Source organism: Myxococcus sp. CA023 (assembly GCF_010998615.1).
GTDB lineage: Bacteria > Myxococcota > Myxococcia > Myxococcales > Myxococcaceae > Myxococcus.
Genome location: NZ_JAAEAH010000034.1, coordinates 41,996 through 53,875, shown reverse-complemented (window position 1 = coordinate 53,875; position 11,880 = coordinate 41,996). Strand labels below are relative to the sequence as shown.

Below are 11,880 nucleotides of genomic sequence, written 5' to 3'. Positions count from 1 at the left end.
AGTGTGAGTGCTTCTCTGCGTGTTCAAACGTCTGGGCATTGCTGTGGGAACTCCGAAATGTCGCTGCCATTCATTACCGTGGTGGTGGGCTTTTTCTTCGTGGTCATTTCCCAGTTCGGCTCGCGGCTCGCGGCACGGCATTCCGTGACGTGGCTCCTTGCCAGTGGCTTCGTGCTCGTGGCGGCCATCCGTCCGGATTGGTTGCTGCCCGTGGCTCGACTGATGGGCATCAGTTTGGTCAGCAACATGGTCCTGGCTGGGCTCACCATGTTCCTGTTCGTTCAGATGCTGGCGCACTACGCGGAGAGCACACGCGTGCAGCGGCAACTGGGGCAGGTCGTGTCAGCTCTTGCCGCTCAAACGTTTCCCGACGCGCCAGCGACGTCCGAAGGTGATCGCCCCCGCGTGCTGGTGGTTCTCCCTTGCTACAACGAGTCGGAAAGCCTTCCTACACTCCTGCCGCGTCTCTCGGCGCTGACTCGCGCCACGCCGGACTGGGAGCTGGATTTCTGTATCGTCAATGATGGGTCGGTGGACGGCACGGCCGGGGTGCTACGGCGGCTGGCTCCACGAAACCACGTCACACACCACACCAACATCGGCGTGTCCGGGGCGCTGCGGACGGGGTTCCTCCTGGCTCAGCGGTTGGAGGCCAGCTACGTCGTGCAGTGTGACTCCGACGGACAACATCCGGTTGAGTCCATCCCCGACCTGGTTCGCTCGGCGCGGATCGGGCAGACCGACCTGCTCATTGGCTCCCGTTTCTGCGATGTCTCGATGGGAGGCACGGACACGTTGGTCAGCACGACGCCGCTTCGCTGGGTGGGAGGTCGCGTCGTGAGCATGCTGCTGGGGATGTTTGGCCAGCGGGCCCAGGTGACAGACCCGACATCGGGCTTCAGGGTGTACTCGCCTCGCGCCGTGGCCACGTTGTTGCGCCTCATGCCGGATGAGTACCCGGAGCCAGAGTCCATCGCGCTCGTCGCGCTCGCCGGGCTTCGAATCGGAGAGGTCGCGGTCGCGATGCGCCCACGCACTACGGGGACCTCGAGCCTGACGGGGCTCAAAGGGTTCCAGTTCATGACGAAGGTGGCTTCCGCCCTGTTCGGGTTGCGGCTGCGCTCGTTGATTCGCAAGGAGCCGAGCGCTCTCGTGCCGACGGCGGAAGGCGCCGCGACCCCCATGGTGTCGCTCACCCCTCGAGAGCCTGCTTCACTTCCACCGGCAGAGGAGGGGCGGTTGGGCGGGTAGCGGGGGGAGCGCACGTCAATGGGCCTGCTCCGCCGCGTGGAGCGGCCGGCGCTTCAATTGCGGCGTCTGAAGAACCGCTCCATGACCTGATGACGCAGTGGGCGGGAGTCGTCGTCTGCTCCCGCGACCCAGATCGCGGCGCGCCTCAAGGTGGCATGGGCGAAGTCGAACCGCTTGAGCGTGGCGTTCATCTTGTCGGCGAAGCGATTCAGGAGCGGTGGGGAGGCCGCGCCTGTCGCGCGCAGACGGAGTTCCTGCCTGTGGGCCCGGCCGAGCTGCATGCGGAGTGCGCGCTCCGGGTGGAGCGGCAACGCAGGGTGCTTCTGGCACAGGTAGGCCATCTGCGCATGACGGTCGTTCACTCGCATGCTGCGGGTCATCGAGTCCGGACGCAGCCGGTACAGGAAGAGTGGTTCCGGGATGACGGAGCCCACGAGCCCTCGCTCTGCCAGGGAGCAGAAGACGTCCCAGTCTTCATAGGCCGTGAGCCACTCGTCGTAGCCGCCGATTTCTTCGATGCGCTGTCGCTCCATCAGCGCGGTGCAGGTGGATGCCACGTTCTCCGCGAGGAGTGCGTCACGCTCGGTGCCCCAGGGAATCCATCCGCCCACGGGCTGGTCCGGCGTCTCGACGAAATAGGAGACGAGTGACGTGACGTAGGCCAGCCCGGGTGTGCTGTCCATCACCGCGACGGCTTTCTCCAGGAAGGTGGGCTGGATGAGGTCGTCCGGGTCCAGCGGGAGGACATACCGGCCCCGTGCCGCGCGCAGACCGGCGTTCCTGGCCGAGCTGAGCCCTCCGTTGGGCTGGCGGAGGATGTGGAGGTCTGGCGCGTGGAGTGTCTCCAGCACGGCTCGGCTCTCCAAGTCCGTCGAGCCGTCATCCACGAGGATGATTTCGTAGTCCGTGAAGGTCTGGGCGCGAATGGACCGCAGCGTCTCGGGGAGGTAGCGCCCCATGTTGTAGTAGGGCACGAGGATGGACACGTAGGGCGTGGCCGAGTCCTTCTTCCTGGGCGCGGCGCTGATGGGGCCCACGTGACGATGGCGCCGGGCATCCGCCACTGCCGCTTCGAACTGGCGGACGATGCTGGCGGGGGCGCAATAGGACGCGATACGGGCTGGCGCCGTCTGCCGGACGGCGTCTTGGAGCGCCGGTGTGGACAGGGCTCGCTCGAGCGCGCGGGCAAGCCGCGAAGCATCGTCGCTCCGGAACAGCAAGCCGCTCTGGCCGTCCTCGATGAGCTCGGCGTTGCCCCCTCCATCGCTGCCCACCACGAGCGCTCCAGCGGACATGGCTTCCATGCACACGTGGGAGAAGTGCTCCCAGCGAGAGGGGATGCAACACACCGTTGCTTCGGCGAGCGCCGAGGCGAGGTCTGCCTCCTCGCGCGGAGGTGTGAAGTGGAACCTGTTTCGCCATGCGGGGGCGATGCGCTGGTCCAACCACTGTCGCAGGGAGCGGCCGAACGGGCCGGTGCGCGTGTCATCCCCGATGAGCCGGACCTCCGCGACGACTCCTTGCTCGAAGAGCACCTGCATGGCTTCGACGAGAAGATGCACGCCTTTTCGGTACTCCAGGTCTCCGACGTACAGCACCTGGGGCAGTCCTTCGCGGGAGCGAGGGGAGGAGCGGTGCTCCCGGAATGCCGCGAACGGAGGCGGAATGACGACGCCGGTGCGCTTCAGCTCCAGCCTGGTGCGGACTCGCTCGATGGCTGGCCCGGAGGGAGACAGCACGAGGTCCGCTTCACGGATGGACGTGTCCTCCATGTGCTCGCGCTGGGCGGTGTCCATGTCGAGCGTGGCCACCCTGTTGAGCAGCAGGCGGTCGTGGGTGGAGTCGTGCAAGCGCACCGCGAGGACCGCTGGCTCGAAGTGCCCCAGCGTCCGCCGGGCGCGCATCGCGAAATAGCCCTCGCCTGCGTCGTCGGGGAACTCGATGACGTCGAAGGGATGACGCGCGTTGAGTTCCAGCAGGCTTCTGTACGCCGACCACGCATGGCGAAGTGGTGCGTGTGGAAACGCACCCTTGAAGTCCACCTCTCGCTCATCCACGGCGTGCAGGTGCACGCCGGGAAGGTAGGACACGGCCCGCTGCCAGTCGGCATGCGCCGCCGTCAAGACATGGACCTCATGTCCGGCCTCCGCAAGCGCCCGGCTCATGGTTGCCACGTAGGTCGCGATGTCGCCCCTGTCGAAGGGGGCGAGTTCTTTGGAGACGAGGCAGATGCGCAAGGACCGGACCCTGGACAGAGGAAAGCGTCGAACGGATGGGGAATACACCCGAACGGCCGCCAGCCTCAACGCTGCCCCTGAGTCACATGCTCATGGCAGGTCGAGGCCGGAGGCTTTCGCGCATCCTCCTGCGGGACGCGGGTTCACGAGGATGACGTGTCGAGGTCCCGAGCCCTGGTCGTCACCGGCCTCGCTTGCGTGTCCGCTTGGAGGACGCGGCAGGCGTGGGCGCCTGCTGCTCCGTCTTGACGGGCTCGGTGGGGGTGCCCGTGGCTTCGAGCATCGCCAGCCTGCGCTCCAACTCCTTGCGCCATGCGGCCTGGGCACGCGCCTGTTCGCGCTGCACGTCGTGCAGGGTGGCCAGCGCGTCGAGGATGGACTCGTTGAACTCCACCTGCTTGCGCAGCACTTCGTTGATGAAGGGCTGGAAGGTGAGTCGGAAGGCTCGCTTGGCCAGGACGAGCGCGGTGCCCGTGAGGCCTCCCCGGTGGGAGGTCGCCGGTTCCGCGTAGCGGCTGTCCATCTTCCCACGCGCCTCCTGGAGCAGCGCGGGCCAGGGGGCGGGTGTGGGTGGACGAGCCGCCGCCTCCAGTGTCTGGCGAAGCGCATCCTGGGCTTCATGGGAGGGCGTGGGCAGTTGCTGCGTTTCGCGCGCCACGGCTTCGGCAGTGGGGCTGCGCGTGATGAGGTCTTCAGGTCGCACGTGGGAAGACTCCCGTTGTAGCCAGCGTCGTGAGCAGTGCCTGCAGCGCCGTCTCGACGTGAGCCGGCTCCTCCACCACCAACCTGTCACCCAGGTGCTCCCGGGCGGATGCGAGCAGGGCCGGCTGGCTGGCAGGTTCACAGACGCCCCAGGCTCGCGCCGAGACATGGGGCAGCAGTGTTTGCGCTGACACCGTGTCCGCGCTCAGCAGCACCACGGGCGCGCTCGAAGCCCGCACCGCCGTCTCCAGCGCGGAGGACCCCGGTAGGGCCGTCCTGGGATTTGAGTCCACCGGTTGGTCCGGCGTGAAGTGCGTCACCGCGACCCCCTCGTCGCTGATGGGTTCCGGCGTCAGGGCCGCGTCTTCACCCCACGGGCGCAGGGCAAGCACCCGGGCACCTGGCAGGTGCTCCGCCAACCGGCGGGCCAGACGCGAGGCTGGCTCCTCGGGCCGTACGGTGAAGCCTGGGCAGACGAGTTCCACGGTGGCTGCCGGCGCCGTGGCCACCGGGCGCTGCGGCGCCGTACCGGAGCAGATGCCTTCGAAGGCCACGCGGACCTGTTCGGCGACGGCCTCCTGTGACAGCTCGGCGATGCGTTCACGTTGCGCGGTGATGACCTGCGCGCGCAGCCCGGCGTTGCGGTCCAGCACGGCGAGCAGCTTCGCGACCTCGCGAGGCTCGTCCGAGCGCGTGGCGAGCCCCGCGCCGCCCATCGTCTCCGGCACGGCGGCGGCGCCGTAGGCCACCACGGGAACGCCCCGGTACATGGCTTCCAGCAGCGGCACGCCGAAGCCCTCGTGGCGGCTCATGGAGAGGTATGCGGACGCCGTGGCGAAGCAGGCGGAGAGCTGCGCGGCGCTGACGCGTCCCAGGAAGCGGACCTGCTCGGCGCCCAGCACGTCCTTCAATCCGTGCAGATAGGCGCCGTAGGCCCCATCCCGGTGCAGGTAGCCCGCGACGACGAGCCGGCTGCGGGGCTGGTAGAGCCGCTGGTACGCGGTGAAGACGCGCAGCACGTCATCCACCTTCTTGCTGGGCACCGCGCGGCCCACGAAGAGGATGTTGGACATGCCGTCGTCCAGCTCGGCCTGGAGCGCCGGGTCTGTCGCCGTGTCGAACGCCGCCCAGTCGATGGCGAAGGGCAGCACCGCGACGTTCGGGTAGCCCGCGGCCACCAACTCCTCGGCGCTGAAGCGCGAGTAGGCGAAGGCCGCTTCGACGTGGGGACGCAGCGCCAGCAGTTCATCCCGAGCGGCGTCACACGCGGCGGCCACTTTCCGCTCGAAGCCCTCGAACAGCCTCGCGGGCGTCACGTTGTGGTAGACGAGCACCTTGCGGCCTGGGCTCTTCGCGATGCGTGGCACCAGCCGCGACTCGAAGCTGTGATGCACCAGCAGGACGGTGTCGCGGTCCGCTTCCCGCGCGTAGTCGCGCATCGGGCGGACCTGGTCCTTGCAGGCGTCGTCCCAGGCCTCGGCGTAGATTTCGGAGGCATGTCCCCAGCGGCGCAGCAGGCCCTGGAGATAGCGCACCTGATTGCCCACGGCGTCGCCCCAGGCGAGCCGAGGGAGCACCTGATGGATGGCGGGAAGCCCGGTCCGGCGGGGAGGGGGGCGCGGTATGCTCACGACCGGCTCCCTTACCGCCGTGCAGGGCCGCCCACAAGCCTGGCCTCCCTCGCGCCTTGACGGTCGTGGACCCCTTCGATACGCAGGCGCTCGCTCCGAGCGCATGAGGTCCACGGGACAATGAACGTACTGGTGACAGGTGGCTGTGGCTTCATCGGGTCCAACCTCGTGAAGTATCTGCGCCGCGAGCGGCCTGCCTGGACGGTGGTCAACCTCGACAAGCTCACGTACGCCGGCAACCTGGAGAGCCTGTCCGAGCTGGAGGGCGACCCCCAGCACGTCTTCATCCGGGGCGACATCGGCAATCGCGAGCTGGTGGAGCACCTGATGTCCGTGCACGCCATCGACGCGGTGATGCACCTGGCGGCGGAGAGCCACGTCGACCGCTCCATCCTCGGGCCGGAGGTGTTCGTCACCACCAACGTGCTGGGCACCCAGCAGCTCCTGGAGGCCAGCCGCGCCCGCGGCGTGAAGCGCTTCCTCATGGTGTCCACCGACGAGGTCTACGGCTCGCTGGGGCCCACGGGCGCCTTCACCGAGTCCTCGCCGTTGCAGCCCTCCAGCCCGTACTCGGCCAGCAAGACGAGCTCCGACCTGGTGGCGCTCGCGTATCACCACACGTTCAACCTGGACGTCGTCGTCACGCGCTGCTCCAACAACTACGGCCGCTACCAGTTCCCGGAGAAGTTGATTCCGTTGATGGTGGTGAACGCCCTGCACGACAAGCCGCTGCCGGTGTACGGCGACGGCGGCAATGTGCGCGACTGGCTCCACGTGGAGGACCACTGCCATGCGCTGCTGTTGGCGCTGGAGAAGGGCCGGGCCGGCGAGGTCTACAACATCGGCGGCGGGGCGGAGCGGCGGAACATCGACATCGTGAAGGCGATTCTGGGCCTCGTGGGCAAGCCGGAGTCGCTCATCCAGTACGTGAAGGACCGGCCGGGGCATGACCGGCGCTACGCCATCGACCCGTCGAAGATTCGCGCGGAGCTGGGCTGGACGCCCGCGCACACCTTCGAGCAGGGCCTGGCGGAGACGGTGCGCTGGTTCGTGGACCACCCTGCGTGGTGGCAGCGCGTCACGAGTGGCGCCTATCGCCAGTACTTCGAAACGCAGTATCGCACGCGCCTGCAGGGGAGGGCCTGAGCCATGCGCTTCCTCGTCACGGGGTCCAACGGGTTGGTGGGCAGCCGCGTGTGTTCCTTGCTCCACCAGGGCGGGCACCAGGTGGTGGGCCTGGGCCGCGGTGCCCGGCGCACGGGCGGAGAGTATGGCTACGCGAGCGTGGACCTCACGCGCGAGGCGGACGTCTCCGCCGCGGTGGAGACCGCCGCGCCCGAGGTGGTCATCCACTGTGCCTCCATGACGGAGGTGGATGCCTGCGAGAAGGACCCGGAGGCAGCCTACGCGGGGAATGTCACCGCGGCCGCCGCCGTGGCGCGGAGTGCTCGCAAGGCCGGTGCGCACCTGGTGCACGTGTCCACGGACTACGTCTTCGACGGCGAGACCGGGCCCTATTCCGAGGACGCGATTCCGAATCCTCGCGGTGTGTACTCAGTGACGAAGCACATGGGGGAGCAGGCCGCGCGCGTGCTCGCGCCCGGCTGCGCCATTGCTCGCACCGCCGTGGTGTATGGCTGGCCTCCGGTGGCGGGCCGGCTCAACTTCGGTGCCTGGCTGGTGACGGCGCTGGAGAAGGGGCAGCAGGTGCGCCTCTTCGAGGACCAGATTGTGTCGCCCAGCTTCGCGGACAACGTGGCCGCCATGCTGGTGGAGCTGGGGACGCGGCGGCTGGGTGGCGTGTGGAACACTTGCGGCGGAACGGTCATCGACAGGGTGGGCTTTGGCCGCGCGCTGTGCGAGGTGTTCGGGTTCGATGCGAGGCTCATCGTCCCCACCCGCATGGCGGAGCTGAAGCTCGCCAGCCCCCGCCCGCTCAAGAGTGGTCTGCGCACCGATAAGGTCCGCGCCGAACTTTCCGTTCCTCCCTTGGCGCTCGCGGAGTCCTTGTCGCGCTTCCACGCGACCTGGCTCGCGGCTCGGGGACACTGACGTGCCGAGGTGGACATGAAAGGCATCATCCTCGCCGGTGGCTCGGGGACACGGCTGTACCCACTGACGCGCGTGGTCAGCAAGCAGCTGCTGCCCGTGCACGACAAGCCGATGATCTACTACCCGCTGAGCACGCTGATGCTCGCGGGCATCCGGGACGTGTTGGTCATCTCCACGCCGCAGGACCTCCCGCGCTTCCACGAGCTGCTGGGCAGCGGCGAGCAGTGGGGCATGCGCTTCACCTACGCGGAGCAGCCCAGGCCAGAGGGCCTGGCCCAGGCCTTCGTCATCGGACGGGACTTCGTGGGCGCTGACAGCGTGTCGCTGGTGCTGGGCGACAACATCTTCTACGGCCACGGCCTGAGCGAGCTGGTGAAGCGCGCGGCGTCGCGTACCTCGGGCGCGACGGTGTTCGGGTACTACGTGAAGGACCCGGAGCGTTACGGCGTGGTGGAGCTGGACGCGAAGAACCGCGCGGTGAGCCTGGAGGAGAAGCCGCTGAAGCCGAAGTCCAACTACGCCGTCACCGGGCTGTACTTCTACGACAACCAGGTGCTGGACATCGCCGCGGACCTCAAGCCGAGCAAGCGGGGCGAGCTGGAGATTACCGACGTCAACGCTGAGTACCTGCGACGCGGCCAGCTCGACGTGGAGCTCATGGGGCGTGGCTATGCGTGGCTGGACACCGGCACGCACGAGTCGCTGATGCAGGCGTCGAACTTCATCGAAATCATCGAGCGCCGCCAGGGCCTCAAGGTGGCGTGCCCGGAGGAGATTGCGTTCCGCATGGGGTACATCGGCGCGCAGCAACTGCTGACGCTGGCCGAGCCCATGCTCAAGAACGACTACGGCCAGTACCTGCGGGCGCTCGCGGAGAACCGGGGAGCCATTTCGTGAAGGTGACGCCGCTGGAGATTCCGGACGTGCTGCTGCTGGAGCCCAAGGTCTTCGGTGATGACCGCGGCTTCTTCATGGAGATGTTCCATGCGGCGCGGTACGCGGCCGTGGGCATTCCCGGGCCCTTCGTGCAGGACAACTACTCGCGCTCGGCGAAGGGGACGCTGCGGGGCCTGCACTTCCAGGAGCCGCAGGCCCAGGGGAAGCTGGTGCAGGTGCTGGCGGGCGCCGTGTACGACGTCGCGGTGGACGTGCGGCGCGGCTCGCCCACCTTCGGCCAGTGGGTGGCGGTGGAGCTGTCCTCGGACAACCGCCGTCAGCTCTGGGTACCGCCGGGTTTCGCCCACGGCTTCTGCGTGGTGAGTGACTCCGCGGACTTCCACTACAAATGCACCGCGCTCTACGCGCCGGAGACGGAGCGGAGCGTCGCGTGGAATGACCCGGACCTGGCGATTCCCTGGCCGGTGAGCGAGCCGCTGCTGTCGCCCAAGGACGCCCGGGCCCCGAGACTCCGCGACGCGCCCTTGCTTCCGGAGTACGTGGGCTGAGCAGTGCCTGAGCACCCGGGGCCCAGCAGCACCGACGCAGGTGGAGATTCTCCCCGGGGCTCGCGGTTGGCCTCGATTGCGGTGGCCAGTGCGCTGTTCATGGAGTTCGTGGACTCCACCGCGCTGTCCACCGCGCTGCCCCGGCTGTCGCAGGCGTTTGACACCGACCCCATCCACCTGAAGCTGGCGCTGACGTCGTACATCCTGGCGTTGGCGGTGCTCGCGCCCGCGAGCGGCTGGGTGGCGGACCGGTTCGGGCCCCGTCGCGTCTTCATGTTCGCGATGAGCGTGTTCCTGCTGGGCTCGGTGCTCTGCGGCTTCTCTCAGTCGCTGACCCAGTTGGTCATCTTCCGCACCCTCCAGGGGCTGGGCGGCGCGTTGATGACGCCCGTGGGGCGCATCATCGTGGTGAGCTCGGCGCCGCGAGAGCGCCTGGTGGCCGCCTTGAGCTGGTTCACCATGCCCGCGCTGGTGGGCCCGCTGGTGGGGCCTCCGCTGGCGGGCCTCATCCTGGGCGTCGCGGACTGGCCGTGGATTTTCTTCATCAACGTGCCCGTGGGCATCCTAGGCATGCTCGCGGTGGCGCGCTTCGTTCCGCCGCTGCACCAGCCGGACCCAGGGCCCTTCGACACGCGGGGCTTCGTGCTCGTGGCCGTCGCCATCACCACGCTGATTGGCGCGGCGGAGACGGTGGGCATCGGGCTGATGCCGCTGCCGTTGCAACTGGGGCTCGCGGCCGTCGCGTTCTCGTCGCTGGGGGCCTACGTGTGGCACGCGCTGCGCGTGGAGCGGCCCGTATTGAATATCCGGTTGCTGCGCATCGACACCTTCCGGGCCAGCATGATTGGCGGAACCCTGACGCGCATGGGCCTGGGGGCGACGCCCTTCCTCTTGCCGCTGCTCTTTCAGGTCGGCTTGGGCTGGACGCCCGTCGAGGCAGGGCTGGTGACCATCGGCGGCGGCGTGGGCGCGCTCGCCTGCAAGTCGGTGGCGCCCTACATCATCCGGCGGTTCGGCTTCCGGCAAACGCTCATCTTCGCCAACCTGACGTCCGCCGTCCTGACCGCGCTGCCGGCCTTCTTCCGGAACAGCACGCCGATTCCGCTCATCGTTGGCGTGCTCGTGGTCAGCGGATTCATGCGCTCGATGCAGTTCACCGCGATCAATACCGTGGCGTATGCGGACATCCCCTCGGACAGGGTGAGCAACGCGTCCACGCTGTCCGTGGTGACGATGCAGATGGCGCTGGGGGTGGGCATCAGCTTCGGCGGGTTGATGCTGCACCTGGCGCGAGGCGCTGGCGAGGCGCCGTTGACGCCGGACCGCTTCGTGCTGCCGTTCATCGCGGTGGGCATCGTGTCGTCGCTGGCCGGACCGCTCTATCGCCGGTTGTCGCCCAATGCCGGGGCGCACATCGGGGGCCGCAGGGTGGGGTGAGCCGAGCGGCTCATGTGCCCGAGCGAAGCCACTCCGCGAGTCTTGCGCGTTTCTTCCCGCGAAGGTTCGTCATCAACGCGCTGTCGCTGATGTTCCACTCCGCGCCGAGGCGCTTGGCCGTGCGCGCAATCCAATCAGGAAGTTGCATCAACTCGCATGCGCCAAGTCCCCGGATGTCTTTGTGCAGCTTTTCGTTGTCGAAGTGGGTGTCGCTCCAGGGGTTTCTATCGAGGCCATCCATTCGGGATGTCTGCCAGACACTGAACCAGCGAGGGGAGCGGCTATCCACGTTGATGTTGCAATGATGGACGAGGGAATTCGTCGCCTGGGTGTCCCCAGCCAGAAAGTAGATCCTGAACCAGATGGCATCTTGTTCACCGAAGCCCAGGTGCCGCGCCAGGTCGAGCGCGGGCGAGCGCGCGCGACGTCCCTGGAGCAGGGCCTCCATTCGCGCGAACAGGTCGTCCATCACGGGTGTGGAGCGCGCGTGCTTGCGCAGGTCCTCCAGACGGTCCAACTCCCAGCCCTGGCTCTGCACGGCCCGCTCCACATGGGGAATGAGCGCATCGACCGAGGCGTCCGATGCATCCACCGTCAGCACGGCCAGCATGTCCAGCGACACCTGCTCACAGGCCACGACAGCGGTCTGGATGGCCTGGAGCAGGGATGGGGTGTTCGCCAGCGCCTGGAACTTTGCTTTGCGCTGCTTCGAGCCCCACGCATAGGTCGTATCCAGGTCGAGCAGGCCCTGGAGTGCTGCCTTCCATGTCGCTCGGAGCGCTTCGTCGGAGGCTTCCTGGGGGACCGCTTCGCGTAGGAAGTAGGCGTGGGGCCGGGAGTCGGCTTCGAGCCGACCCAGGAGCGCGCGGATGACAGGGGCAGGGAGTTGCTGGCAGTTACGCCCGAATGACCAGAGGGACGCGGATTGCACGTGAATGAGGCTCAACGCGGCTTGTGACGCAAGGTCGGGGTCGACATCCGCTGGCAGCGTCTTGAGCGTCTTGGTGAACTGCTCCCAGTTCTGGCGGACTGGCGTGCGGAGAATGGATTCCACTTCCGCCACGGTGGGGCGCTGAGGCATGCCCCAGGCTCTACCAGAAACGCCCCGGACTCACCCATGACGAA

10 protein-coding genes are annotated in these 11,880 nt (G+C 67.8%); 6 read left to right on the top strand and 4 right to left on the bottom strand.

Features of this window, described 5'->3' with window-relative positions:
* The first annotated feature begins 57 nt into the window (after window positions 1-57).
* Window positions 58-1,251: a DUF2304 family protein gene (locus F8M74_RS16650; RefSeq protein ID WP_216620183.1), complete on the top strand. Its 1,194-nt coding sequence runs from the start codon at window positions 58-60 to the stop codon at window positions 1,249-1,251.
* Between the two features lie 53 nt (window positions 1,252-1,304).
* On the opposite strand, the gene F8M74_RS16645 is transcribed toward F8M74_RS16650, so the two are convergent.
* The 3 genes from F8M74_RS16645 to F8M74_RS16635 all read right to left on the bottom strand — a co-directional run bounded on the left by F8M74_RS16645 (window position 1,305) and on the right by F8M74_RS16635 (window position 5,821).
* On the bottom strand, window positions 1,305-3,536 hold the full coding sequence (locus F8M74_RS16645) for a glycosyltransferase (RefSeq protein ID WP_228559639.1): 2,232 nt from the start codon (window positions 3,534-3,536) through the stop codon (window positions 1,305-1,307).
* Between the two features lie 133 nt (window positions 3,537-3,669).
* The gene (locus F8M74_RS16640; RefSeq protein WP_141255199.1) at window positions 3,670-4,191 is read right to left on the bottom strand and encodes a hypothetical protein; all 522 of its coding nucleotides are present in this window, start codon (window positions 4,189-4,191) and stop codon (window positions 3,670-3,672) included.
* Window positions 4,181-5,821, bottom strand: a complete 1,641-nt coding sequence (locus F8M74_RS16635) for a glycosyltransferase (RefSeq protein ID WP_141255200.1) — start codon at window positions 5,819-5,821, stop codon at window positions 4,181-4,183. The genes F8M74_RS16640 and F8M74_RS16635 overlap by 11 nt, the downstream gene beginning before the upstream one ends.
* A 120-nt stretch (window positions 5,822-5,941) precedes the next feature.
* On the opposite strand from F8M74_RS16635, the gene rfbB reads away from it, so the two are divergent.
* The 5 genes from rfbB to F8M74_RS16610 are packed head-to-tail and all read left to right on the top strand — an operon-like array spanning window position 5,942 to window position 10,755.
* Window positions 5,942-6,967 (top strand): dTDP-glucose 4,6-dehydratase, encoded by a 1,026-nt coding sequence (gene rfbB, locus F8M74_RS16630; protein ID WP_141255201.1) that lies wholly within the window; start codon window positions 5,942-5,944, stop codon window positions 6,965-6,967.
* A gap of 3 nt (window positions 6,968-6,970) precedes the next feature.
* Window positions 6,971-7,873: an SDR family oxidoreductase gene (locus tag F8M74_RS16625; protein ID WP_141255202.1), complete on the top strand. Its 903-nt coding sequence runs from the start codon at window positions 6,971-6,973 to the stop codon at window positions 7,871-7,873.
* A gap of 15 nt (window positions 7,874-7,888) precedes the next feature.
* Entirely contained in the window at window positions 7,889-8,770 is an 882-nt protein-coding gene (gene rfbA / locus F8M74_RS16620) for a glucose-1-phosphate thymidylyltransferase RfbA (protein ID WP_141255203.1), read from the top strand.
* On the top strand, window positions 8,767-9,318 hold the full coding sequence (gene rfbC, locus F8M74_RS16615) for a dTDP-4-dehydrorhamnose 3,5-epimerase (RefSeq protein ID WP_141255204.1): 552 nt from the start codon (window positions 8,767-8,769) through the stop codon (window positions 9,316-9,318). Before rfbA ends, rfbC begins: the two co-directional genes overlap by 4 nt.
* A 3-nt stretch (window positions 9,319-9,321) precedes the next feature.
* The gene (locus tag F8M74_RS16610; protein WP_141255205.1) at window positions 9,322-10,755 is read left to right on the top strand and encodes an MFS transporter; all 1,434 of its coding nucleotides are present in this window, start codon (window positions 9,322-9,324) and stop codon (window positions 10,753-10,755) included.
* Between the two features lie 10 nt (window positions 10,756-10,765).
* Here the strand turns inward: F8M74_RS16610 and F8M74_RS16605 are convergent, their stop codons facing one another.
* Window positions 10,766-11,836 carry a hypothetical protein gene (locus F8M74_RS16605; protein ID WP_141255206.1) on the bottom strand — a complete coding sequence of 357 codons (1,071 nt, stop codon included), beginning with the start codon at window positions 11,834-11,836 and terminating at the stop codon, window positions 10,766-10,768.
* Between the last annotated feature and the right edge of the window lie 44 nt (window positions 11,837-11,880).

Bases quoted from the DNA above. Each gene is read 5' to 3' on its own strand.
- F8M74_RS16625 (WP_141255202.1), top strand. From the start codon at position 6,971: ATGCGCTTCCTCGTCACGGGGTCCAACGGGTTGGTGGGCAGCCGCGTG.
- rfbA (WP_141255203.1), top strand. From the start codon at position 7,889: ATGAAAGGCATCATCCTCGCCGGTGGCTCGGGGACACGGCTGTACCCA.
- rfbB (WP_141255201.1), top strand. From the start codon at position 5,942: ATGAACGTACTGGTGACAGGTGGCTGTGGCTTCATCGGGTCCAACCTC.
- F8M74_RS16650 (WP_216620183.1), top strand. From the start codon at position 58: ATGTCGCTGCCATTCATTACCGTGGTGGTGGGCTTTTTCTTCGTGGTC.
- F8M74_RS16605 (WP_141255206.1), bottom strand. From the start codon at position 11,836: ATGCCTCAGCGCCCCACCGTGGCGGAAGTGGAATCCATTCTCCGCACG.